Origin of the sequence: Pseudomonas tolaasii NCPPB 2192 (assembly GCF_002813445.1) — a bacterium.
Classification (GTDB): Bacteria; Pseudomonadota; Gammaproteobacteria; order Pseudomonadales; family Pseudomonadaceae; genus Aquipseudomonas; species Aquipseudomonas tolaasii.
The window spans coordinates 1,446,677-1,470,593 of the sequence record NZ_PHHD01000001.1; the positions used below are offsets into that span (position 1 = coordinate 1,446,677).

Below are 23,917 nucleotides of genomic sequence, written 5' to 3' on the forward strand. Positions count from 1 at the left end.
CTTGCTTGTGTTCCCAATCATGCCGTGCGGCGCAGTATCAGCAGATGGCGTTGGCCTTGGCAACCGGGTACGGCCAAGGCGTGTTCGCTATCGAGGTGGAAGTCTGCCGGCAATGCTAACAGCTCATCGCTTGGATGGACGCCCTTCATTGCCAGCCAGCGGGTGTCGCGGTCGCCCAGGTGGCGGGTCCAGTTGCTGAAGTTCTCCATGCTGCTGAACGCCCGGGAAACAATTCCGTTGAAAGGCAGTTCAGGCGTGAATTCTTCGACGCGGCTGTGGATAACTTGCAGGTTATCCAGTTTGAGTTCGAGTTTGACCTGAGTCAGGAAGCGGGTTTTCTTGCCGTTGCTGTCCAGGCAGGTGACCTGGGACTCGGGAAACAGGATGGCCAACGGAATGCCAGGCATTCCGCCGCCACTGCCCACATCGAGCCAGCGACCGTTTTCGATAAACGGCATCACGCTCAGACTGTCGAGCAAATGCCGGGAAACCATTTCATCCGGATCACGCACGGCGGTCAGGTTGTAAGCCTTGTTCCACTTGATCAACAGGGCCAGGTAGCCCAGCAGCAATTCGTGCTGGGCTGCAGTCAGGTCAACACCCAACTGGCGTGCACCTGTGGATAACTCTTCGGCATGTTGCGAGGTAACAGACGAACTCAAGCGCTTTGCTCCAACTGACGGCCCGCGCCGCGTTTTTTCAAATGAATCATCAACAGCGAAATGGCTGCCGGAGTAACACCGGGGATACGTGATGCCTGGCCCAAAGTCTCCGGCCGAGTTATCCCCAACTTGCTTTGAATCTCTTTCGACAGCCCGGAAATGCTGGTGTAGTCGATATCCACAGGCAGCTTGGTGTCTTCACTGGCACGCAGGCGAGCGATCTCGTCCTGTTGACGGTCGATGTAACCGGCGTACTTGGTCTTGATTTCGACCTGCTCGGCAACCTGTGGATCTTCTGCGCCCTGACCGGTCACTTCGACCAAACCAGCGTAGTCGATTTCCGGACGGGACAGCAGGTTCAGCAGGTTGTATTCGTGGGTCAGCGGCGTGCCGAATTTTACGGCAATTGCGTCGCCCTGCTCGGTGCCCGGGCGAACCCAGGTGCTTTTCAGGCGCTGCTCTTCCAACACGATACTTTCGCGTTTTTTGCAGAAAGCCGCCCAACGCACGTCATCGACCAGGCCCAACTCACGGCCTTTTTCCGTCAAACGCAGGTCGGCGTTGTCTTCGCGCAGGATCAAACGGTATTCCGCCCGGGAGGTGAACATCCGGTACGGTTCCTGGGTGCCCAGGGTAATCAGGTCGTCGACCAATACGCCGATATACGCTTCGTCGCGACGCGGGCACCAGCTGTCTTTGCCCTGCGCGCGCAGCGCAGCGTTGGTTCCGGCCAGCAAACCCTGGGCGCCAGCTTCTTCGTAACCGGTGGTGCCATTGATTTGTCCGGCAAAGAACAGACCGCCGATCAGTTTGGTTTCCAGGCTGTACTTCAGGTCACGCGGGTCGAAGTAGTCGTACTCGATGGCATAGCCCGGTCGCACGATGTGCGCGTTTTCCATACCGCGAATCGACTGCACGATCTGAATTTGCACGTCGAACGGCAGGGAAGTGGAAATCCCGTTCGGGTACAGCTCGTGGGTGGTCAAGCCTTCGGGTTCGATAAAGACCTGGTGGCTTTCCTTGTCGGCAAAGCGGTGGATCTTGTCTTCGATCGATGGGCAATAACGCGGGCCGATACCTTCGATCACACCGGAATACATCGGCGAACGGTCGAGGTTCGCGGCAATGATTTCGTGGGTGCGCGCGTTGGTATGGGTAATCCAGCAACTGACCTGTTTCGGGTGTTGTTCTTTGGAGCCCATGAACGACATCACCGGGATCGGCGTGTCGCCGGCCTGCTCGGTCATTACCGAGAAATCCACAGAACGCCCGTCGATGCGCGGCGGGGTACCGGTTTTCAGACGGCCGACCCGCAGCGGCAATTCACGCAGGCGTTTTGCCAAAGCAATCGACGGCGGATCACCGGCGCGACCGCCGGAATAGTTCTGCATGCCGATGTGGATAAGTCCGCCGAGGAACGTACCAGTGGTCAACACCACGGATTCTGCGAAGAAACGCAGGCCCATTTGCGTGACAACACCACGGACCTGGTCCTGCTCGACGATCAGGTCATCGGCGGCTTGTTGAAATATCCACAGGTTCGGCTGGTTTTCCAGGGTTTCACGTACCGCAGCCTTGTAGAGGATGCGGTCGGCCTGTGCCCGAGTGGCACGCACGGCGGGGCCCTTGCGGCTGTTGAGTACGCGAAATTGAATACCGCCTTTATCGGTAGCCATGGCCATCACGCCGCCAAGGGCGTCGATTTCTTTGACCAGATGGCTTTTGCCGATCCCGCCAATGGCGGGGTTGCAACTCATGGCACCGAGGGTTTCCACGTTATGCGTCAGCAACAGGGTTTTTACACCCATGCGTGCTGACGCCAGTGCTGCCTCGGTACCGGCATGACCGCCGCCGATAACGATCACTTCAAAACGGGAAGGGAAATCCACCACGCACCTCGTGCCTGCTTATGTAGGTAATCAGGAATTGTTTGTTGAAAGGGTTTTGGAGCTATGGCGGCAAGTATAGGGACTTAGGCCTTCCTAAAGAACCCTTTGCACAAAATTTAACCAGCTGTGGATGAATCACAGACAATAGAAATTAAAAAAGAAGAAATTTATAAGATCTTTGTTTTTATGTTTATTTCTATGCAGCTATCTTTCTGTGGATAGATCTCTACAAGCCTTTATTTTCAATATGTACAGAGATTCAAAAGTCTGTGGTCATGTGCCAATGAGGCCCTTGGATAAGTGCGTTAAGCCTGTGGATTAAAGCGGTTGTTATCCACAAGGGTGGTTTTGCTCAGCTTTCAGGCCCTGTTATCAACTGGGCACAGGAGCGGTTATTCACAGGGCTTAATCCACAAAAAAAGGCCCACACACTCAAATAGCGGCCACACAAAAGCCGCCACCGCCTGGTAGGTAAATCAAAAAATGAGATGAATTGCCCTGAAACGGGCGAAACAGACAGGCGCGAATGGCCTGTCTGTGAGCAATGAGAGGTTATTTACCGATACAGAAGCTGGAAAAGATCCGCCCCAGCAGGTCGTCGGAACTGAATGCGCCGGTGATCTCACCCAACAGCTGCTGTGCCTGGCGCAAATCTTCAGCCAGCAGCTCTCCAGCCCCGGCCAGGGTCAACTGGGCTCGGCCGTGTTCCAGCGCCGCGCTGGCGTGACGCAACGCCTCCAGGTGCCTGCGACGTGCGCTGAAACTGCTTTCAGATGTCTGCTCGTAGCCCATGCAGGCCTTGAGGTGATCACGCAGCAGTTCCAGCCCCTCTCCTGCTGACTTCGCACTCAAGCTGAGGGTGACGTGGCCATCCTCACTGGTTTGCATCGCAATCGCTTCGCCGGTGAGGTCGGCCTTGTTGCGGATCAAGGTGACTTTGGCCGGGTCTGGTCGTTGTTCAAGGAATTCCGGCCACAGGGCAAAAGGATCCACAGCTTCGGGGGCGGTCGCATCCACTACCAGCAGCACCCGATCAGCTTCGCCGATGGCCTTGAGCGCACGCTCCACCCCAATCTTTTCGACCTGGTCGTCGGTGTTGCGCAAACCGGCGGTATCCACCACGTGCAGCGGCATACCGTCGATGTGGATATGTTCGCGCAAGATATCCCGCGTGGTGCCGGCAATTTCGGTGACGATAGCGGCTTCGCGCCCCGCCAGGGCATTGAGCAGACTGGATTTGCCGGCGTTGGGGCGGCCGGCAATCACCACGGTCATCCCGTCACGCAGCAAAGCACCCTGCCCGGCTTCGCGCAGTACTGTGGATAACTCATCACGGACCTTGTCCAGCATTGCCAGAACATGGCCATCGGCGAGAAAGTCGATTTCCTCTTCCGGAAAATCAATCGCCGCTTCCACATAGATACGCAGACTGATCAATTGCTCCGTGAGGTTATGCACACGCAGTGAAAATGCCCCCTGCAGCGAGCGCAAGGCGTTGCGCGCAGCCTGTGCAGAACTTGCCTCGATCAAATCCGCAATGGCTTCGGCCTGAGCCAGATCGAGTTTGTCGTTGAGGAACGCGCGCTCGCTGAACTCTCCCGGCCGCGCCAGCCGGCAGCCCAATTGCAGGCACCGCTGCAACAACATATCCAGCACGACTGGGCCGCCGTGCCCCTGCAGTTCCAGCACATCTTCGCCCGTAAAGGAATTCGGCCCAGGGAAATACAGCGCCAAGCCTTCATCCAGTACGCTTTGGTCGGCATCCAGAAACGCGCCGTAATGGGCATAACGCGGCTTCAACTCGCGACCGCTGATGGCCTTGGCGGCCACCCCGGCGAGCGGCCCGGAAATTCGAACGATACCGACACCGCCGCGACCTTGAGCGGTAGCGACAGCAGCGATGGTTTCACGAGGAGCGCTCATCAGCAGGTTCCAGAACAAAAGTGACGGAAAGCAAAACGCCCCACTAGGGGGCGTCTTGAGTGGTTATCCACAGAGTAAATTACGCCGCAGCTTTTTTGGTAGCCGCTTCGATTTTACGTGTGATGTACCACTGTTGAGAGATCGACAACACGTTGTTGACCACCCAGTACAGCACCAGACCAGCAGGGAACCACAGGAAGAAGAAGGTGAAAATGATTGGCATCATTTTCATGACCTTGGCCTGCATCGGATCCGGCGGAGTCGGGTTCAGACGCTGCTGGATAAACATGGTCGCGCCCATGATGATCGGCAGAATGAAGAACGGGTCTTTAATCGACAGGTCAGTTATCCACAAGATGAACGGAGCCTGACGCATTTCCACGCTTTCCAGGAGTACCCAGTACAGCGACAGGAATACCGGCATCTGCACCAGAATCGGCAAGCATCCACCCAGCGGGTTGATCTTCTCTTTCTTGTACAGCTCCATCATGGCTTGCGACATTTTCTGCCGGTCATCGCCATGTTGCTCTTTCAGAGCCGCCAGTTTCGGCGCTACGGCGCGCATGCGGGCCATCGACTTGTAGCTGGCTGCCGACAGAGGGAAGAAAAGCCCCTTGATCAGCATGGTCAGGAAGATGATCGAGAAACCCCAGTTACCGACGATGCTGTGGATATGTTGCAGCAGCCAGAAGATCGGCTGGGCAATGAACCACAGAATGCCGTAATCCACAGTCAGTTCCAGACCTGGGGACAACTCTTTGAGCACAGCCTGGCTTTTCGGGCCGGCGTACAGCGTGGTGCTGGTTTCAGCCTTGGCGCCTGGAGCCACGGTCAACGCCGGGCCAGTAAAGCCAATGATGTAGTTGCCTTGGCTGTCTTTGCGGGTTTGAACCAGGTTGGCTTCACCCTTGTTCGGGATCCAGGCGGTCACGAAGTAGTGTTGCAACCAGGCAACCCAGCCGCCCTGGACGGTTTCTTTCAGCGGGCCCTTGTCGATATCTTTCATCGACACTTTTTTGTACGGCTCGCTACTTGTCCACAGGGCGGCGCCTAGGTAAGTCGCGGTGCCGGTGGCAGTGCTGGAGGATGGGTCGGCGCTGTTGTCACGCTTGAGCTGGGCAAACAGGTTGCCGCTCCACGGTTTGTCGCTTTCGTTGTCGATCAGGTAAGTGACCTTCAAGTCGTACAGACCGCGGGTGAAGCTGAACCGCTTGATGTAGTTGACGCCGTCGAGGCTGAATTTCAGGTCGACGTTCAACTGGTTCTGGCCATCGGCCAGTTGATAAGTCTTCTGTTCGGTCGAATAAACCGGACGACCGGTAGCACGTGCATCCGGACCGTTGGCACCGGTCAGGCCACTTTGCGCCAGATAAATACGTTCGCCACCGTTATCGAACAGTTGGAACGGTACATCCGGATGGTCCTGGCGACGTGGATAAAGCGGCAGCTTCAGCTGGGCGATATCACCACCCTGTGGGTCGATTGCCAGGTCGAGCACATCCGTTTTTACGTGGATGAGGTCTTTATTGGTAATGACCGGCGTTTCTACAGGGGTGCTGGTATCGGCATTCGCGCTGGGTACATCGGCACTGGCGGAAGCATTGTTACCCAGCGGGGTGTCCGGAATAGCCGGCGCAGCCTGATTGGTAGCAACATTCTGAGTCGGCAGGGCAGCCTGTCCATAATCCTGGTTCCATTTAAGAACCATGGTGTAGGACACGATTGCCAGGGCGACGATCAGGATCGTGCGTTTAATATCCATGATTACTCGGCCATCGAAGAAGAACGGGAGGTAGGGATAGGTGGAACCGGGTCATAACCACCGGGATTCCACGGATGACAGCGGCCTAAACGACGAAAGGCCAGCCAGCCACCGCGCAAAAAGCCATGATTTTCTATGGCCTCTAACGCGTAGCAAGAACAACTGGGGTAGAAACGACAGTGGTCAGCCATCAGAGGACTAATGGCATAGCGGTAAAACTGGATCGGAACGATAGCCAGTTTACGCATCAAGGCTGTCTACCCCTACAGTTTCGGTGCTGACTTCTGGTGCCGGCTTGTGGGTACGCGCCAAACGTTTCCAGAGCTTGCCGAAATGCTGAATCAATTCGGGGTTTTCTACATCCCCCAAGCCTTTGCGCGCGACGATAACAATATCCCATCCGACCAGAGTGTCCTGGTGGAGGCGAAACGATTCGCGCATCAGACGCTTGAGGCGATTGCGCTCAACGGAGAGCTTTACGCTCTTCTTGCCGATCACCAACCCGAGACGGGGGTGATCAAGATCGTTGTTACGCGCAAGGAGCAGGAGATTTTTCCCCGGAACCTTGCCGGTGGGGGAGTCAAAGACTGCCTTGAAATGCCGGGGGGTTAGCAGACGCTTTTCCCGACTGAAGTCCTGACTCACCACCAGTACCGGATTATCAAACTGCCAGACGCGCACGACCTTTGGCGCGGCGACGCGACAGGACAGCACGGCCGTTCTTGGTGGCCATGCGAGCACGGAAGCCGTGAGTACGGGCGCGTTTGATGGTGCTTGGTTGGAAAGTACGTTTCATGGCGTTGTTACCTGGTTCGTCCACAACGGGCCGGAATGGCCCCCGTTTTAAGAGACCGGCGATTCTAGAGAAAGCAAGCCTCTAGGTCAATTTCCAACCAGCTTTTCCTTTAATTAGATCTCTACGGCCCAGCGGGCTCTTTTCTATATGCATGCCTTTCACGAACCAGGGCATAGATATAAAAATAAAGAAGGAAGTTATTTAAAGCTTTTCTGTAAAGCTTATAAAAGCTAGGCAGTCAGTCATCTGTGGATAACTGCTTTGGGCCTAGATTCTACCTACTGTACAGAGAATGACAACTACGGGGGAAAGCGGTGCTCTCCCTGTGCTGCGCTGTCGGATAAGCTGTGTGTGAAAGGGTGTGTTATCCACAGGCTGGTTACCCACAGACTTTCGCCCCCACTTGTACAACGACCTCAGGTACGCTTATCCACAGAGCTTATGCACAGACCACTGGTCGGCTTTTTAGCCCTTAACACATTGATGTTGGGTGCCCTGTGAGCAACCTACATGTGGATAAGTGGACGGCTGGCCGCTACAATGGCGGCTGTTTTTGCCTCACCGGCTTTCAACTTAGGGGATATCCGTGTCAGTGGAACTTTGGCAGCAGTGCGTGGAGCTTTTGCGCGATGAGCTGCCTGCCCAGCAATTCAACACCTGGATCCGTCCGCTACAGGTCGAAGCCGAAGGCGACGAGTTGCGTGTCTATGCACCCAACCGTTTTGTTCTCGACTGGGTCAACGAGAAGTACCTGAGCCGCGTACTCGAGTTGCTCGATGAACACGGCAACGGCCTCGCCCCTGCGCTTTCCTTATTAATAGGCAGCAAGCGCAGTTCTGCACCGCGTGCCGCACCGAATGCACCGTTGGCGGCGGCCGCGTCACAGGCCCAGGCGGCGCCGGTCGCCAGTGCTCCCGCGCCAGCGGCAACGACGCCCTCCAAGTCGTCGGCACAAAAAAACGCGCCGGAGAACGAAGAACCGTCCCGCGACAGCTTTGACCCGATGGCAGGCGCCAGCTCCCAGCAAGCGCCGGTCCGCGCCGAACAGCGCACCGTGCAGGTCGAAGGTGCGCTCAAGCACACCAGCTACCTGAATCGCACCTTTACCTTTGAGAACTTCGTCGAAGGTAAATCCAACCAGCTGGCCCGCGCGGCCGCCTGGCAAGTTGCCGATAACCCCAAGCATGGTTACAACCCGCTTTTCCTTTATGGCGGTGTAGGTTTGGGTAAAACCCACTTGATGCACGCTGTAGGTAACCATCTATTAAAGAAGAACCCGAATGCCAAGGTCGTGTACCTGCACTCGGAGCGCTTCGTGGCTGACATGGTCAAGGCCTTGCAGCTTAATGCCATCAACGAATTCAAGCGCTTTTACCGCTCGGTGGATGCGCTGCTGATCGATGACATTCAATTCTTTGCGCGCAAAGAGCGCTCTCAGGAAGAGTTTTTCCACACTTTCAATGCCCTGCTCGAAGGCGGCCAGCAGGTCATTCTGACCAGTGACCGTTATCCGAAGGAAATCGAAGGTCTTGAAGAGCGCCTGAAGTCGCGCTTCGGCTGGGGTTTGACCGTAGCGGTAGAGCCGCCGGAGCTGGAAACCCGCGTGGCGATCCTGATGAAAAAGGCCGACCAGGCCAAAGTCGATCTGCCTCACGACGCCGCTTTCTTTATTGCCCAACGCATTCGCTCCAACGTGCGCGAGCTCGAAGGCGCGCTCAAGCGTGTCATCGCTCACTCGCACTTCATGGGGCGCGACATCACCATCGAGTTGATTCGCGAATCCCTGAAGGATTTGTTGGCACTGCAAGACAAGCTGGTGAGTGTGGATAACATCCAGCGTACCGTGGCCGAGTACTACAAGATCAAGATTTCCGACCTGCTGTCCAAGCGCCGTTCGCGCTCGGTGGCACGTCCACGTCAGGTGGCGATGGCCCTCTCCAAAGAGTTGACCAACCACAGCCTGCCGGAAATCGGTGATGTATTTGGTGGTCGTGACCACACCACGGTCTTGCACGCGTGCCGCAAGATCAATGAACTTAAGGAATCCGACGCGGATATTCGCGAGGACTACAAGAACCTGCTGCGTACACTGACAACGTGATGACACCAGCGCAGCTTATTAAGGCAAGGGACTAGACCATGCATTTCACCATTCAACGCGAAGCCCTGTTGAAACCCCTGCAACTGGTCGCAGGCGTCGTCGAGCGCCGACAGACCTTGCCGGTGCTTTCCAACGTATTGCTGGTAGTCGAAGGCCAGCAATTGTCCTTGACCGGTACTGACCTGGAAGTCGAGCTGGTCGGCCGCGTACAGCTGGAAGAACCCGCCGAGCCGGGCGAAATCACGGTACCCGCGCGCAAGCTGATGGATATCTGCAAAAGCCTGCCAAACGATGCGCTCATCGACATCAAGGTTGATGACGCCAAGCTCGTGGTCAAGGCTGGTCGCAGTCGTTTCACCCTGTCGACGTTGCCGGCCAATGACTTCCCTACCGTGGAAGAAGGCCCGGGTTCGCTGACCTGCAGCCTGGAGCAAAGCAAACTGCGCCGTCTGATCGAGCGCACCAGCTTCGCCATGGCTCAGCAGGACGTGCGTTACTACCTCAACGGTATGTTGCTGGAAGTGTCGGAAGGCATCATTCGCGCCGTGGCCACCGACGGTCACCGTTTGGCCATGTGCTCGATGCGCGCTGACATCGGCCAGCCAGACCGCCACCAGGTCATCGTGCCGCGCAAAGGTATCCTTGAACTGGCGCGCTTGCTGACCGAGCCGGAAGGCAATGTCAGCATTGTGTTGGGTCAACACCACATTCGTGCGACCACCGGCGAGTTCACGTTCACCTCGAAGCTGGTCGATGGCAAGTTCCCGGATTACGAGCGCGTGCTGCCTAAAGGCGGTGACAAGCTGGTGTTGGGTGATCGCCAGGCGCTGCGTGAAGCGTTCAGTCGTACCGCGATTCTGTCGAACGAAAAGTACCGTGGTATCCGTCTGCAACTGGCCAATGGTCAGTTGAAGATCCAGGCCAACAACCCGGAGCAGGAAGAAGCGGAAGAAGAAGTGGGCGTTGACTACAACGGCGGCTCCCTGGAAATCGGCTTCAACGTGAGCTACCTGCTGGACGTGCTGGGTGTGATGACTACCGAACAAGTTCGCCTGATTCTGTCGGACTCCAACAGCAGTGCGCTGGTGCAGGAATCCGACAACGACGACTCGGCTTACGTTGTCATGCCGATGCGCCTGTAATCATGCCCAGCAGAAGCTAGATGTCCCTCAGTCGCGTCTCGGTCACCGCGGTGCGCAATCTGCACCCGGTGACCTTCTCCCCCTCTCCCCGCATCAATATCCTCCATGGCGCCAACGGCAGTGGCAAAACCAGCGTGCTGGAAGCCATCCACTTGCTGGGGCTTGCCCGTTCCTTTCGCAGTGCTCGTTTATTGCCGGTGATTCAATACGAACAGTTGGCTTGCACCGTGTTTGGCCAGGTTGAGCTGGCGGAAGGTGGCCACAGTAGCCTGGGGATATCTCGTGATCGCGGCGGCGAGTTTCAAATTCGCATCGACGGGCAAAACGCGCGCAGTGCTGCCCAATTGGCGGAAATCCTGCCGTTGCAATTGATCAACCCCGACAGCTTCCGGCTGTTGGAGGGAGCTCCAAAAATTCGCAGGCAATTCCTCGACTGGGGAGTGTTCCACGTGGAACCGCGTTTCATGGCCACTTGGCAGCGCCTGCAGAAGGCCCTCCGGCAGCGGAACTCATGGCTGCGGCATGGTACACTTGACGCCGCTTCGCAAGCGGCCTGGGACCGGGAACTGTGCCTGGCCAGCGATGAAATAGATGAGTACCGCCGCGCCTATATCAAAGCCTTGAAACCAGTCTTTGAACAGACCCTGAGTGAGTTGCTGGATCTCGATGGGCTGACGCTGAGTTACTACCGTGGTTGGGATAAAGAGCGAGAACTGAGTGCAGTGCTCGCCACGTCCTTGCAACGGGATCAGCAAATTGGACATACCCAAGCCGGACCTCAACGGGCTGACCTGCGCCTTAGACTAGGTGCTCATAATGCCGCGGATATTTTGTCCCGTGGTCAGCAGAAGTTGGTGGTCTGTGCGTTGCGTATCGCTCAGGGCCATTTGGTGGGCACCGCTCGGCGCGGTCAGTGTATTTATCTGGTGGATGATTTGCCGTCCGAACTCGACGAGCAACACCGTCGTGCGTTATGCCGCTTGTTGGAAGACTTACGCTGCCAGGTGTTTATCACCTGTGTAGACCACGAATTATTGAGGGAAGGCTGGCAGACGGAAACGCCAGTCGCTTTGTTCCACGTGGAACAGGGCCGTATCACCCAGACCCACGACCATCGGGAGTGAAGGCATGAGCGAAGAAAACACGTACGACTCGACCAGCATTAAAGTGCTGAAAGGTTTGGATGCCGTACGCAAACGTCCTGGTATGTACATCGGCGACACCGATGATGGTAGCGGTCTGCACCACATGGTGTTCGAGGTGGTCGACAACTCCATCGACGAAGCTTTGGCCGGTCACTGCGACGACATCAGCATCATCATCCACCCGGATGAATCCATCACCGTGCGCGACAACGGTCGCGGCATTCCGGTAGATGTGCACAAAGAAGAAGGCGTTTCGGCGGCAGAGGTCATCATGACCGTGCTTCACGCCGGCGGTAAGTTCGACGACAACTCCTACAAAGTATCCGGCGGTTTGCACGGTGTAGGTGTATCGGTGGTAAACGCCCTTTCCGAAGAGCTGATCCTGACTGTTCGCCGCAGCGGCAAGATCTGGGAACAGACTTACGTTCACGGTGTTCCACAAGAACCGATGAAAATCGTCGGTGACAGTGAAACTACCGGTACCCAGATTCACTTCAAGGCTTCCAGCGAAACGTTCAAGAATATCCACTTCAGCTGGGACATCCTGGCCAAACGTATCCGTGAGCTGTCCTTCCTCAACTCCGGTGTGGGTATCGTCCTCAAGGACGAGCGCAGCGGCAAGGAAGAGCTGTTCAAGTACGAAGGTGGCTTGCGTGCATTCGTTGAATACCTGAACACCAACAAGACTGCGGTCAACCAGGTGTTCCATTTCAACATTCAGCGTGAAGACGGCATCGGCGTGGAAATCGCCCTGCAGTGGAACGACAGCTTCAACGAGAACCTGTTGTGCTTCACCAACAACATTCCGCAGCGCGATGGCGGTACTCACCTGGTGGGTTTCCGTTCCGCACTGACGCGTAACCTGAACAACTACATCGAACAGGAAGGCCTGGCGAAGAAGCACAAAGTCGCCACCACCGGTGACGATGCTCGCGAAGGCCTGACTGCGATTATTTCGGTGAAAGTACCGGATCCTAAGTTCAGCTCTCAGACCAAAGACAAGCTGGTGTCTTCCGAAGTGAAGACAGCGGTCGAGCAGGAGATGGGCAAGTACTTCTCCGACTTCCTGCTGGAGAACCCGAACGAAGCCAAATTGGTCGTCGGCAAGATGATCGACGCTGCGCGTGCCCGTGAAGCTGCGCGCAAGGCGCGTGAGATGACCCGCCGTAAAGGTGCGCTGGACATCGCCGGCCTCCCGGGCAAACTGGCGGACTGCCAGGAGAAGGACCCTGCCCTTTCCGAACTGTACCTGGTGGAAGGTGACTCTGCTGGCGGTTCCGCCAAGCAGGGTCGTAACCGTCGTACCCAAGCCATCCTGCCGTTGAAGGGCAAGATTCTCAACGTCGAGAAAGCGCGCTTTGACAAGATGATTTCCTCTCAGGAAGTCGGCACCTTGATCACGGCATTGGGTTGCGGCATCGGCCGTGACGAATACAACATCGACAAGCTGCGTTATCACAACATCATCATCATGACCGATGCTGACGTCGACGGTTCGCACATCCGTACCCTGCTGCTGACCTTCTTCTTCCGTCAGTTGCCGGAGCTGATCGAGCGTGGCTACATCTACATCGCGCAGCCGCCGTTGTACAAGGTCAAAAAAGGCAAGCAAGAGCAATACATCAAAGATGACGATGCCATGGAAGAGTACATGACGCAGTCGGCCCTGGAAGATGCGAGCCTGCACCTGAACGACGAAGCGCCGGGCATCTCCGGTGAGTCGCTGGAGCGTCTGGTTAACGACTTCCGCATGGTCATGAAGACGCTCAAGCGTCTGTCGCGTCTGTACCCTCAGGAGCTCACCGAGCACTTCATCTACCTGCCGGCCGTCAGCCTCGAGCAGTTGGGCGACCACGCAGCTATGGAGGATTGGCTGGCTCAGTACGAAGTACGCCTGCGCACTGTCGAAAAGTCTGGCCTGGTGTACAAAGCCAGCCTGCGTGAAGACCGTGAACGTAACGTCTGGTTGCCAGAGGTCGAGTTGATCTCTCACGGCCTGTCGAATTACGTCACCTTCAACCGCGACTTCTTCGGCAGCAACGACTACAAAACCGTCGTCACCCTGGGCGCGCAGTTGAGCACCCTGCTGGACGATGGCGCTTACATCCAGCGTGGTGAGCGCAAGAAGCAGGTCAAGGAATTCAAGGAAGCCCTCGACTGGCTGATGGCCGAAAGTACCAAGCGCCACACCATCCAGCGATACAAAGGTCTGGGCGAAATGAACCCGGATCAACTGTGGGAAACCACCATGGACCCAAGCCAGCGTCGTATGCTGCGCGTGACCATCGAAGACGCCATTGGCGCGGATCAGATCTTCAACACCCTGATGGGTGATGCGGTTGAGCCACGTCGTGACTTCATCGAAAGTAACGCCTTGGCGGTGTCCAACCTGGATTTCTGATCAGGCAAACTCGCTAAACCAAAAAGGCCAGTGCTCAGCGCTGGCCTTTTTTATTGCTTGATGAACAAGCATTTTGCAAATGCTCCACGTGGAACATTCAGGATCTAGCCCTGAGTGGCTGCCGCTACGCTTTCCAGCCGGTAGCCGTAGCCGTAGATAGTCAGCAGTTGCCAGCCGCGGTCTGCAGTCAGCCCCAGCTTGTTGCGCAGTCGATAAATGTGCGTGTCCAAAGGCCGCGAGGAGACCATTTCCTCATGGGTCCAGAATCGCTCATACAGATACTCACGAGACAGCGGTCGCGCCAGATTGGCGAACAAGCAACTGGCCAGGCGGTATTCACGCTCGGTCAGATTGATCGGTTTTCCCGCGCGGGTAACGGTCAGTTCTGCGTCATCGAAGATCAGGTCGTTGAAGCTCTGGACTTCATGGGTGGTTGATTTCTGCAGGCCGTGGCGACGCAAGACTGCACTGACCCGGGCTTTCAGTTCGTTGGGCCGAAAGGGTTTGCTGACATAATCATCCGCCCCGCTGTTCAATGCGGTGACGATATCGCTTTCAGCGTCGCGGCTGGTCAGCATGATGACGGCGGGCGGTGACTCCATGTGTTCACGGGTCCAGCGCAGCAATGCGATACCGGTGATATCGGGTAACTGCCAATCGAGTATGAGCAGGTCGAAGGTTTCCCGTCGCAGTTGGCGCAACAGGTCTTCACCGCGCTCGAAGCAATGCAAAGACCAGGGTTGTTCCGTGGTGCCGGGGATTTGTCGCAGTGTCTGTTCAACCCGGCGCAACTCAGCGGGCTCGTCATCCAGTATTGCGACACGCATGGGGTGGGTCCTTTCTACAAAAAATACGGCAGCCGATGGCCGAAGTAAAAGCGGGCACATACCGCGCAGATGCCGGTCCATGAATCTGAAGAATTGTGGTCAGATTCAAAGACCCTCGGATCTCTGGGTACGCTGATATCAAAGCGCCTTAACCCATTAAAAGACCCTGAGACCTAGAGGGAAGATACCGACTCCCGCTTCCGAGGAAAAGGATCGTGGCAGGCCGCCCTTAAGGGGAAGTCGCCAGGCTCCCGAGCGAAACATTCAGGAAAGTCTTTCCCTCAGACAGGAATGAGCTTCAATGGGTTCCAGAGCACCACGTTTCAACAACATCGCCTGGAAGGAGAAGCCGGGGCCATGACAGCATCAACTACCCACTGTCCACATGCCACGGCAATGTCGTGATGTGGTGGCGAAGGACCGAAAAACGCCAACCCACTCAGGCCCAATTGCTGTTCCACGGCCTTGTGCGCGAGTGGTTGTGGATTGGCCTGGTGCTTTTACCGTTCACCGTATACCTGTCGCTGAGTGCCGGTCTGGCACTCAACAACCCACTGTATGACAGCCTTCGGCGTCTCACTCCCCTTCCGGTCGACCCGCGTATTTTGCTGGTCACTATCGATGATCAGAGCCTGCAGCAGTTGGGCCGATGGCCATGGCCCCGCAGCCTGCACGCCGATCTGATTAACCGTCTCAGTGCTGCTCAACCTGCTGGCATTTTGTTCGACGTCATCTTCAGCGAACCGGGCGAAGCGGCCCAGGACAGACAACTGGCCGATGCGGTGTGCGATGCCGGCAACGTACTCTTGCCGCTGGTAACCGAGGGTTCCGTGAGTGCCCACCCGCCGGATGAGCCGTTAATGCCAATGCTCAAGTGTGCCAAGGGCGTGGGGCATATCAACATCGAAGCGGACAATGACGGCGTCGTGCGCAGCCTGTACCTGCGCGAAGGTCCGCCCGGCAATACTCTCCCTCAGCTGGCGTGGCTGGCGTATGCCCTGATGGGTGAAACCGGGCCCATGCCCGGGCATCCCCAGGAATCGATCGACGCGCACTGGCAACGTGAGCATGCGATTCGTGTTCCGTTCACGGCGCACAGTCATTTCCCCAGCGTCTCCTATGTCAGCGTTTTGCGCGGTGATGTCTCGCCAGAGCTGTTGCGTGGTCGGCTGATCCTGGTGGGCGCCACCGCCTATGGCATGGGCGATCGTTTCATCACACCCCTTTCATCGTCCTTCGGCGCCACCGCCGGGGTAGAGATAGAGGCCAACATTCTCAATGGCCTGCTGCTGGGGCGCAGTATCGTCGACCTGCCCGGCTGGCTCTCGGCGCTGATGGCCACGTCTGTGGTGGCTTTGCTGCTGGGGCTTTTGCTGTACCGCCCGCGCTATGCGCTGTGGATGACGATAGGTTGCATGGCCGGTGCCCTGCTCGCCTCGTGGGCGTTATTGCGTTTGGGGCATTGGTGGTCGCCTGCCGCGTGCTTGATCGGCTTGTTGCTCAGCTACCTGATCTGGAATTGGCGCCGCCTCAGCGTCATCCTCGCCTACTTCGGCTGGGAATTGGCGCGCCTGGATAACGAACCCAAAGTGCTGCCTGAACGCCGTCGCGCTCCTGCCCGCCAGGGTGATGTGCTCCAGGGCCGGATCTTCGCCCTGGAGCAGGCTGTGAGCCGTACACGCGACACTCGACGCTTCATGGCCGATGGCCTGGAATGCTTGCCGGTGGCGACCCTGATTACCGACCCGCAGGGCACCATCCTGCTGGCAAACCGCGTGGCGCGTGACGTATTCGGCAGCGATCTGGTCAATGGCAACTTGCTCGAACAACTCGCCGACCTGGGTTATCCACCGCTGCACAATGGTGTTCGCCCTGCCCTGTCGGCGATGGAGCTGGTTGAATTTCGTGACATCCACCAACGCAGCCTGCGCATGGAGCTCGCACCCCTGTTGCCGGCAGAAGGGGACGTTGCCCTTGGCTGGTTACTCAGCCTGACCGACCTGAGCAAAGAGCGTGAAGCCCAGCAGCACCGTGAAACCATGCTGCGCTTTTTGTCCCACGACTTGCGTGCGCCCCATTCGGCGATCCTGGCGTTACTGGATGTGCATAACGGCGAGTCACTGGTATTCGCCCAGATCGAGCAACAGGTGCGACGTGCCTTGAGCCTCACCGAATCCTTCGTGCAACTGGCAAAGGCGGAAGCCGACGGCTACCACTTCCAGCCCACCCTGTTTGCCATGCTGGTGATGGACGCCTTTGATCAGGTCGCGGTGGTTGCCCAACTCAAGGGTATTCACCTGGTGCACGATCTGGATGAGGCGGATGAGGGTATGGTTTCGGCCGACCAGTCGCTGCTCACCCGTGCGTTGTTCAACGTGCTGGAAAACGCGATCAAGTATTCACCGTCCGGCACCACCGTTACCTTGAGCCATGGCAGTACGCAAGGGGTGCTGGAATGCCGTATCAGCGATCAAGGGCCAGGCATTGCGCCGGAGGATCTTCCGGAGCTGTTCAACCAATACCGGCGCTTCGACTCGGCGCAAGGCAGCGAGGGCTTGGGGCTGGGGCTGACCATGGTCAAGGCCGTCATCGAGCGTCATGGTGGACGCATCGTGTGTGAAAGCGAGCTGGGCAAAGGCTCGACATTCACTTTGCTGCTGCCCTTGCTCGACGACTGAAAACGCACTTTTCTGTTGTGCATAAAAAACCGGTCACAAGGACCGGTTTTTTAATGCCGAAAAAACTTATGCACGTTTTTCGGGATTTTATGAGATCAGGAAATATGTAAGTAAATCAGCTTGTTATGAATCAAAAAGGGCGATTCGCCAACAAACCGTACACAGGTTATCCACAGATGCTCAAATCGCGGGCGTCTCCACCACAACCGGCTCCGGCGGCAGCGAACCCATGGCACGTTGCTGAGCCTCGTTCCACGCCGCAGCGCGGTCATTCAACGCGGCAATGGCACGTGGTCCCTCGCCTTCTGCATACATTGGCTCGCCGATCACCACGGTGATGGTGCCCTGACGTTTAGACCAACCGGTCTTTGGCCAGAACTTGCCGGCGTTGTGGGCAATCGGCAGTACCGGCAAATTGGCATTTACCGCGAGCGCCGTACCACCGCGTGAGAACTTACCCACGGTGCCGTAGGGAACGCGAGTACCTTCCGGGAAGATCAACACCCAAACGTTATCCTTGAGCAGCTCATCGCCCTTCTTGGCCACGTGCTTGAGTGCTGCCTTGGGGTTGTCGCGGTCAATCGCGATCGGACGCAGCATGGCCATGGCCCAGCCGAAAAACGGCACGTACAGCAGTTCACGCTTGAGCACCTGGCTCAATGGCGAGAAGTACGCAGACAGGAAGAACGTCTCCCAGGTGCTCTGGTGGTTCGACAGAATCACGCAAGGCCGGTCCGGCACGTTCTCAGCGCCCTTGACCTCGAAACGGATATTGAGAAACACCTTGGTCAGCCACAACGCGCAGCGGCACCAATAGACGTTGATAAAGCGATAGCGCGCCTTGAACGGCAGGAAGGGCGCGATAAAAAAGCTCAGGGTGCACCACAGGAATGAACTGGTGCCCAGCAGCAGGTAAAAGAAAAAGGTTCTGATGGCCTGCAAGATCGACATGGCGGCATTTACCGTTGCGGGACACGGCCCGCCTGCTAAAAGCGCACTCCCGAGCAATCCTTGTTCAGGAAGCCGAGGGTGGCTAGTTGTTAATAAGTTCTGCGGCAACCGCCGCCAGATCGTCAAAAATCAGTGTGCCTACCGGCAGGTTTTTCGCCTGGGTCTTTTCGCCTTTCCCGGTCTTCACCAAAACTGGCTGAGAGTCGACGGCTTTGGCCGCCTCCAGGTCACCGAGGCTGTCCCCGACGAACCATAGCCCAGCCAGGGGCACCTTGTAATGTTCTGCAATGGTTTTCAACATGCCAGGCTTGGGTTTGCGGCAATCGCAGCCCTCATCCGGCCCGTGGGGGCAGTACACCACCAGCCCCACCTCGCCGCCCTGCTCGGCCACCAACGTGCGCAAACGCGCGTGCATGGCGTCCAGCGTGGCGATGTCGTAATAACCGCGGGCGATGCCGGACTGGTTAGTGGCGATGGCCACCGTCCAGCCGGCTTTGCTCAACTGCGCGATGGCCTCGATCGAGCCAGGCAGTGGAATCCATTCCGCCACCGACTTGATGTAAGCGTCGGAGTCGTAATTGATCACCCCGTCCCGATCGAGAATCAGCAGTTTCAACATGATCAGCCCAGTACGGAAATGTCAGCGATGTTGATGAACAGACCGCGCAGACGCGCCAGCATGGCGTAGCGGTTTTTCCGCACGCCGGCATCTTCGGCATTGATCATCACGGCTTCGAAGAACGCATCCACCGGCTCACGCAAGCTGGCCAGACGCGCCAGTGCTTCGGCGTAGTTGCGCTCGACGATCAGTGGCTTCACCGCGTTTTCTGCCTTGGCGATGGCCGAGTTCAACGAGAACTCCTTGGCATCGGCAAACAGGCCCGGGTCGACTTCGGCATTGCCGAGGTTGTCGGCCTTGCTCAGCAGGTTCGACACACGCTTGTTCACAGCGGCCAGGGCATCGGCTTCCGGCAGTTTGCGGAAGGCCTGAACAGCTTGTACGCGTTGGTCGAAGTCCAGCGCCGAACCCGGCTGCAGGGCACGTACCGACAGGTAGGTCGCCACATCCACACCTTCGTCTTCATAACGCGCACGCAGGCGGTCGAACACGAACTCCAGCACTTGCTCGGCCAAACCGGCTTGCTTGACCTTGCCGCCGAACTGGCCGACCGCGAATACCACGGCCTGGGTCAGGTCGAGGTCCAGCTTCTTGTCGATCAAGATGCGCAGCACGCCCAGGGCCGCACGGCGCAGGGCATACGGGTCTTTGCTGCCGGTTGGCAACATGCCGATACCGAAGATGCCCACGAGGGTGTCCAGCTTGTCGGCGATCGCCACCGCAGCACCGGTCAGGGTGCCTGGCAGTTCAGCACCGGCACCGCGCGGCATGTACTGCTCGTTCAGCGCCAGCGCCACATCGTCCGGTTCGCCGTCGTTGAGGGCGTAGTAGTAGCCGGCAACACCTTGCATCTCCGGGAATTCGCCGACCATTTCGGTGGCCAGGTCGCACTTGGACAGCAGGCCTGCACGGGCAGCCCACGCAGCGTCACCGCCAATGCGTGGCGCAATGTAGGCCGCCAGCTTGGAAACGCGCACGGCCTTGTCGTAGACGCTGCCGAGTTTTTCCTGGAACACCACGTTTTGCAGGCGCAGGTTGAAGTCTTCCAGCTTTTGTTTCTTGTCTTGCTTGAAGAAGAACTCGGCGTCGGTCAGGCGCGGGCGAACGACTTTCTCGTTACCGGCGATGATCTGCTGCGGGTCCTTGCTCTCGATGTTGGCCACAGTGATGAAGCGCGGCAGCAACTTGCCGTCCACATCCAGCAGGCAGAAGTACTTCTGGTTGTCCTGCATGGTGGTGATCAGCGCTTCTTGCGGCACGTCGAGGAAACGTTCTTCAAACGAGCACACCAGCGGCACCGGCCATTCAACCAGGGCGGTCACTTCATCGAGCAGGTTCGGCGGCACGATGGCGGTGCCTTCCTGCAGGCGGGCCAGCTCTTCGGTGCGCTTGCTGATCAGCTCGCGACGTTCGTTGGCATCCGCCAGCACGTAAGCCGCACGCAGGTCGGCGGCGTAGTTGGCCGGCGAGGTGATGCGTACCGCTTGCGGGTGATGGAAGCGGTGCCCACGGGAATCACGGCCGGCCTTTTGAGCGAGGATGGTGCAGTCGATGACCTGGTCACCGAGCAGCATCACCAACCACTGGGTCGGACGGACGAATTCTTCTTTGCGCGCACCCCAGCGCATGCGCTTGGGAATCGGCAGGTCGTTCAACGAGTCTTCAACGATGGTCGGCAACAGGCTGGCGGTCGGCTTGCCGGTGATGACTTGGCTGAAACGCAGTTTCGGGCCGCTCTGGTCGATCTCGCTCAGTTCAACGCCGCACTTCTTGGCAAAACCAAGGGCAGCTTGAGTCGGATTGCCTTCGGCGTCGAAAGCAGCCTGGCGCGGCGGACCGTCAAGGTTGATGCTGCGGTCCGGCTGCTGGGTTTCCAGCGCGGTGAGCAACACGGCCAAACGACGTGGCGCGGCGTAGACTTTTTTCGCGGCGAATTTCAGGCCGGCGCTTTGCAGGCCTTTTTCGATACCGGCCAGGAACGCATCGGCCAGGGTGTTCAGTGCCTTGGGTGGCAGCTCTTCGGTGCCCAGTTCAACCAGGAAATCTTGAGCACTCATTGTGCAGCCTCCAGCTTGGCCAGTACTTCGTCACGCAGGTCCGGGGTTGCCATCGGGAAGCCCAGCTTGGCACGCGCCAGCAGGTAGGCTTGCGCGACGGAACGCGCCAGGGTGCGCACACGCAGGATGTATTGCTGACGCGCAGTCACCGAGATGGCACGGCGGGCGTCCAGCAGGTTGAAGGTATGGGACGCCTTCAACACCATTTCATAGCTCGGCAACGGCAGCGGCTGGTCGAGCTCGATCAGGCGCTTGGCTTCGCTTTCATAGAAGTCGAACAGTTCGAACAGTTTGTCGACGTTGGCGTGTTCGAAGTTGTAAGTGGACTGCTCCACTTCGTTCTGGTGGAACACGTCGCCGTAGGTGACTTTGCCGAACGGGCCGTCAGCCCACACCAGGTCGTAGACCGAGTCCACGCCTTGCAGGTACATGGCCAGACGCTCGAGGCCGTAGGTGATTTCGCCGGTCACCGGGTAGCACTCGATGCCACCGGCCTGCTGGAAGTAAGTGAATTGCGTCACTTCCATGCCATTGAGCCAGACTTCCCAGCCCAGGCCCCAGGCGCCCAGGGTCGGCGATTCCCAGTTGTCTTCGACAAAACGGATGTCGTGGACCAACGGGTCCAGGCCTACATGCTTGAGCGAGCCCAGGTACAGCTCCTGGAAGTTGTCCGGGTTGGGCTTCAATACCACCTGGAACTGGTAGTAGTGCTGCAGGCGGTTCGGGTTTTCGCCGTAGCGGCCGTCAGTCGGGCGACGACTGGGCTGCACATAAGCGGCGTTCCAGGTTTCCGGGCCGATGGCCCGCAGGAATGTTGCGGTGTGGAAAGTGCCGGCGCCTACTTCCATATCGTAGGGCTGAAGTACCACACAACCTTGCTCGGCCCAGTATTGCTGGAGGGCGAGGATCAAGTCTTGGAAGGTACGCACGGCTGGCGTAGGCTGGCTCACGAAATTCACCTGTTACTTGGGCTGCGATTTAAAGAGCGGGAGTATACCCGATTCGGCCGCGCCACCATCCCCTGGAGCCTTATGCCACGCTGCTTTTGGTGTTCTGAAGATCCGCTGTACATGGCTTATCACGATCAGGAGTGGGGAACGCCGCTGCGCGATGCGCAGGGCTTGTTCGAGTTGCTTTTGCTCGAAGGGTTCCAGGCGGGCCTTTCCTGGATCACCGTTTTACGCAAACGCGAGCATTATCGAAAGGTCCTGTTCGGCTTTGATGCGCAGCGTCTGGCGCGGTTGACCGACGATGAAATCGAAGCGCTGATGCTCGATCCGGGCATCGTACGCAACCGCCTCAAACTCAACGCCACCCGCCGCAATGCCGCGGCCTGGCTGGCGCTGGAAGATCCGGTGGGCCTGCTCTGGTCCTTCGTCGGCGGCAAACCCAAGGTCAATCACTTCAAGGACCGCAGCGAAGTCCCGGCGATCACGCCCGAGGCTGAAGCCATGAGCAAAGCCCTGAAAAAAGCCGGTTTCACCTTCGTCGGCCCGACCATTTGCTACGCGTTCATGCAGGCCTCGGGCATGGTCATGGACCACACTCAGGACTGCGACCGTTACGCGGACCTGGCCAACGCCGGTTAGAATGCCGGCTTTGCGCACCACACACGATCAGGAGTGACCTGTGGAAAAGTTTAAAGGCGCCTTGCTGGTAGGCGCTCTCCGGTTGTTCGCCCTGCTGCCCTGGCGCGCTGTCCAGGCCGTGGGCACGGCGATTGGCTGGATCATGTGGAAAACCCCCAACCGTTCCCGTGACACGGTGCGGATCAACCTCTCCAAGTGCTTTCCGGACATGGACCCGGCCGCGCGCGAGCGTCTCGTCGGCCAGAGTCTGATGGACATCGGCAAGTCCCTGACCGAAAGCGCCTGTGCGTGGATCTGGCCCGCCCAGCGTTCCATCGACCTGGTGCGTGAAGTCGAAGGCCTGGAAGTGCTGCACGAAGCCCTGGCCTCGGGCAAAGGCGTGGTCGGCATCACCAGCCACCTGGGCAACTGGGAAGTGTTGAACCACTTCTATTGCAACCAATGCAAACCGATCATTTTCTACCGCCCGCCCAAGCTCAAGGCGGTGGACGAGTTGCTGCAAAAACAGCGCGTGCAATTGGGCAACCGCGTGGCGGCGTCGACCAAGGAAGGCATTCTCAGCGTGATCAAGGAAGTGCGCAAAGGCGGCCAGGTGGGCATTCCGGCTGACCCTGAGCCGGCGGAATCGGCGGGGATTTTTGTGCCGTTCTTCGCCACCCAGGCGCTGACCAGCAAGTTCGTGCCGAACATGCTCGCGGGCCACAAGGCGGTCGGCGTGTTCCTGCACGCCCTGCGGCTGCCGGACGGTTCGGGTTACAAAGTGATTTTGGAAGCGGCGCCGGAAGACATGTACAGCACCGACACCGCCACCTCCTGCGCGGCGATGAGCAAGGTGGTGGAGCGTTATGTCGGCGCCTACCCGAGCCAGTACATGTGGAGCATGAAACGCTTCAAGAAACGCCCGCCGGGTGAGGCGCGGTGGTACTGATACACCCCTGGCCTCCCTGCCAATGGAGATCAACTGTGGGAGCTGGCTTGCCTGCGATGCAGGCAACTCGGTCTTTCAGTGATACCGAGGTGATGCTATCGCAGGCAAGCCAGCTCCCACCGGGGATCAGCTCAAGGCTGGCGGTCGAGCTTTTTCAGGAACACCGTCATTTCTTTTTCGGCCTGCTTATCGCCATGAGCCTGGGCTGCTTCAACCCCCTTCTCCCATGCCTGCCGTGCGGCGGCTTTATCGCCCAGCCCTTGCTGCGCCTTGCCTAAAAGCTTCCACGCCGCCGAATACTTCGGGTCGAACTCGACGCATTTCTGCAAATGCTCCGCCGCCTTGGCATTGTCCTTCAAGTCCAGATACCCCTTGCCCAAACCAAAGCGCAGCAATGAGTTATCCACACCCTTGGCGAGCATTTTTTCCAGGGATTCGAGCATTTAT

At 57.9% G+C, this 23,917-nt stretch carries 20 protein-coding genes; 7 read left to right on the forward strand and 13 right to left on the reverse strand.

Features of this window, described 5'->3' with window-relative positions:
* Positions 1 to 17 precede the first annotated feature (17 nt).
* The 7 genes from rsmG to rpmH form a co-directional block, all read right to left on the reverse strand.
* Positions 18 to 662, reverse strand: coding sequence for a 16S rRNA (guanine(527)-N(7))-methyltransferase RsmG (gene rsmG / locus ATI14_RS06765; RefSeq protein WP_016970688.1), 645 nt, complete (start codon positions 660 to 662; stop codon positions 18 to 20).
* A complete protein-coding gene (gene mnmG / locus ATI14_RS06770) occupies positions 659 to 2,551 on the reverse strand; it encodes a tRNA uridine-5-carboxymethylaminomethyl(34) synthesis enzyme MnmG (RefSeq protein WP_031319708.1) in 1,893 nt (630 codons plus the stop codon). Before mnmG ends, rsmG begins: the two co-directional genes overlap by 4 nt.
* Positions 2,552 to 3,103: 552 nt before the next feature.
* Positions 3,104 to 4,474: a tRNA uridine-5-carboxymethylaminomethyl(34) synthesis GTPase MnmE gene (gene mnmE / locus ATI14_RS06780; RefSeq protein WP_016970686.1), complete on the reverse strand. Its 1,371-nt coding sequence runs from the start codon at positions 4,472 to 4,474 to the stop codon at positions 3,104 to 3,106.
* Between the two features lie 79 nt (positions 4,475 to 4,553).
* Entirely contained in the window at positions 4,554 to 6,236 is a 1,683-nt protein-coding gene (gene yidC, locus ATI14_RS06785) for a membrane protein insertase YidC (protein ID WP_016970685.1), read from the reverse strand.
* A gap of 2 nt (positions 6,237 to 6,238) precedes the next feature.
* A complete protein-coding gene (gene yidD / locus ATI14_RS06790) occupies positions 6,239 to 6,484 on the reverse strand; it encodes a membrane protein insertion efficiency factor YidD (RefSeq protein WP_080520206.1) in 246 nt (81 codons plus the stop codon).
* On the reverse strand, positions 6,477 to 6,881 hold the full coding sequence (gene rnpA, locus ATI14_RS06795; RefSeq protein WP_026083143.1) for a ribonuclease P protein component: 405 nt from the start codon (positions 6,879 to 6,881) through the stop codon (positions 6,477 to 6,479). The genes yidD and rnpA overlap by 8 nt, the downstream gene beginning before the upstream one ends.
* A gap of 16 nt (positions 6,882 to 6,897) precedes the next feature.
* A complete protein-coding gene (gene rpmH / locus ATI14_RS06800; protein ID WP_003213577.1) occupies positions 6,898 to 7,032 on the reverse strand; it encodes a 50S ribosomal protein L34 in 135 nt (44 codons plus the stop codon).
* Between the two features lie 586 nt (positions 7,033 to 7,618).
* Between rpmH and dnaA the strand changes: the two genes are divergently transcribed.
* Genes dnaA through gyrB form a run of 4 tightly spaced genes read left to right on the forward strand, consistent with a single transcriptional unit; the run spans position 7,619 to position 13,821 of the window.
* Positions 7,619 to 9,133, forward strand: a complete 1,515-nt coding sequence (gene dnaA, locus ATI14_RS06805) for a chromosomal replication initiator protein DnaA (protein ID WP_026083142.1) — start codon at positions 7,619 to 7,621, stop codon at positions 9,131 to 9,133.
* Positions 9,134 to 9,171: 38 nt separating this feature from the next.
* Positions 9,172 to 10,275, forward strand: coding sequence for a DNA polymerase III subunit beta (gene dnaN / locus ATI14_RS06810; protein WP_016970682.1), 1,104 nt, complete (start codon positions 9,172 to 9,174; stop codon positions 10,273 to 10,275).
* Positions 10,276 to 10,295: 20 nt separating this feature from the next.
* Positions 10,296 to 11,399, forward strand: coding sequence for a DNA replication/repair protein RecF (gene recF, locus ATI14_RS06815; RefSeq protein WP_016970681.1), 1,104 nt, complete (start codon positions 10,296 to 10,298; stop codon positions 11,397 to 11,399).
* Between the two features lie 4 nt (positions 11,400 to 11,403).
* Positions 11,404 to 13,821 (forward strand): DNA topoisomerase (ATP-hydrolyzing) subunit B, encoded by a 2,418-nt coding sequence (gene gyrB / locus ATI14_RS06820; protein ID WP_016970680.1) that lies wholly within the window; start codon positions 11,404 to 11,406, stop codon positions 13,819 to 13,821.
* A 104-nt stretch (positions 13,822 to 13,925) separates the two neighbouring features.
* Here gyrB and ATI14_RS06825 read toward each other — a convergent pair whose 3' ends face one another.
* A complete protein-coding gene (locus tag ATI14_RS06825; RefSeq protein ID WP_016970679.1) occupies positions 13,926 to 14,648 on the reverse strand; it encodes a response regulator transcription factor in 723 nt (240 codons plus the stop codon).
* Between the two features lie 404 nt (positions 14,649 to 15,052).
* Here ATI14_RS06825 and ATI14_RS06830 point away from each other — a divergent pair, with 404 nt between their 5' ends.
* The gene (locus ATI14_RS06830; RefSeq protein WP_218166681.1) at positions 15,053 to 17,326 is read left to right on the forward strand and encodes a CHASE2 domain-containing protein; all 2,274 of its coding nucleotides are present in this window, start codon (positions 15,053 to 15,055) and stop codon (positions 17,324 to 17,326) included.
* A 180-nt stretch (positions 17,327 to 17,506) separates the two neighbouring features.
* Here the strand turns inward: ATI14_RS06830 and ATI14_RS06835 are convergent, their stop codons facing one another.
* The 4 genes from ATI14_RS06835 to glyQ form a co-directional block, all read right to left on the reverse strand.
* Positions 17,507 to 18,277, reverse strand: coding sequence for a lysophospholipid acyltransferase family protein (locus ATI14_RS06835; RefSeq protein WP_016970677.1), 771 nt, complete (start codon positions 18,275 to 18,277; stop codon positions 17,507 to 17,509).
* 82 nt (positions 18,278 to 18,359) lie between these two features.
* Entirely contained in the window at positions 18,360 to 18,899 is a 540-nt protein-coding gene (gene gmhB, locus ATI14_RS06840; protein ID WP_174245652.1) for a D-glycero-beta-D-manno-heptose 1,7-bisphosphate 7-phosphatase, read from the reverse strand.
* Positions 18,899 to 20,953, reverse strand: coding sequence for a glycine--tRNA ligase subunit beta (glyS, locus tag ATI14_RS06845; protein ID WP_016970675.1), 2,055 nt, complete (start codon positions 20,951 to 20,953; stop codon positions 18,899 to 18,901). The genes gmhB and glyS overlap by 1 nt, the downstream gene beginning before the upstream one ends.
* A complete protein-coding gene (gene glyQ / locus ATI14_RS06850; protein ID WP_003187265.1) occupies positions 20,950 to 21,903 on the reverse strand; it encodes a glycine--tRNA ligase subunit alpha in 954 nt (317 codons plus the stop codon). Before glyQ ends, glyS begins: the two co-directional genes overlap by 4 nt.
* 81 nt (positions 21,904 to 21,984) lie before the next feature.
* On the opposite strand from glyQ, the gene ATI14_RS06855 reads away from it, so the two are divergent.
* Together ATI14_RS06855 and ATI14_RS06860 are read left to right on the forward strand one after the other, a co-directional pair.
* Positions 21,985 to 22,542 (forward strand): DNA-3-methyladenine glycosylase I, encoded by a 558-nt coding sequence (locus tag ATI14_RS06855; protein WP_016970674.1) that lies wholly within the window; start codon positions 21,985 to 21,987, stop codon positions 22,540 to 22,542.
* 40 nt (positions 22,543 to 22,582) lie between these two features.
* On the forward strand, positions 22,583 to 23,470 hold the full coding sequence (locus ATI14_RS06860; RefSeq protein WP_016970673.1) for a lysophospholipid acyltransferase: 888 nt from the start codon (positions 22,583 to 22,585) through the stop codon (positions 23,468 to 23,470).
* Between the two features lie 131 nt (positions 23,471 to 23,601).
* Here the strand turns inward: ATI14_RS06860 and ATI14_RS06865 are convergent, their stop codons facing one another.
* Complete coding sequence (locus ATI14_RS06865; protein ID WP_016970672.1) at positions 23,602 to 23,913, reverse strand: hypothetical protein; 312 nt, start codon at positions 23,911 to 23,913, stop codon at positions 23,602 to 23,604.
* Between the last annotated feature and the right edge of the window lie 4 nt (positions 23,914 to 23,917).

Coding starts and splice junctions, on each gene's coding strand:
- mnmE (WP_016970686.1), bottom strand. CDS start 4,474: ATGAGCGCTCCTCGTGAAACCATCGCTGCTGTCGCTACCGCTCAAGGT.
- yidC (WP_016970685.1), bottom strand. CDS start 6,236: ATGGATATTAAACGCACGATCCTGATCGTCGCCCTGGCAATCGTGTCC.
- yidD (WP_080520206.1), bottom strand. CDS start 6,484: ATGCGTAAACTGGCTATCGTTCCGATCCAGTTTTACCGCTATGCCATT.
- rpmH (WP_003213577.1), bottom strand. CDS start 7,032: ATGAAACGTACTTTCCAACCAAGCACCATCAAACGCGCCCGTACTCAC.
- dnaN (WP_016970682.1), top strand. CDS start 9,172: ATGCATTTCACCATTCAACGCGAAGCCCTGTTGAAACCCCTGCAACTG.
- recF (WP_016970681.1), top strand. CDS start 10,296: ATGTCCCTCAGTCGCGTCTCGGTCACCGCGGTGCGCAATCTGCACCCG.
- gyrB (WP_016970680.1), top strand. CDS start 11,404: ATGAGCGAAGAAAACACGTACGACTCGACCAGCATTAAAGTGCTGAAA.
- ATI14_RS06825 (WP_016970679.1), bottom strand. CDS start 14,648: ATGCGTGTCGCAATACTGGATGACGAGCCCGCTGAGTTGCGCCGGGTT.
- ATI14_RS06830 (WP_218166681.1), top strand. CDS start 15,053: ATGTGGTGGCGAAGGACCGAAAAACGCCAACCCACTCAGGCCCAATTG.
- ATI14_RS06835 (WP_016970677.1), bottom strand. CDS start 18,277: ATGTCGATCTTGCAGGCCATCAGAACCTTTTTCTTTTACCTGCTGCTG.
- glyS (WP_016970675.1), bottom strand. CDS start 20,953: ATGAGTGCTCAAGATTTCCTGGTTGAACTGGGCACCGAAGAGCTGCCA.
- ATI14_RS06855 (WP_016970674.1), top strand. CDS start 21,985: ATGCCACGCTGCTTTTGGTGTTCTGAAGATCCGCTGTACATGGCTTAT.
- ATI14_RS06865 (WP_016970672.1), bottom strand. CDS start 23,913: ATGCTCGAATCCCTGGAAAAAATGCTCGCCAAGGGTGTGGATAACTCA.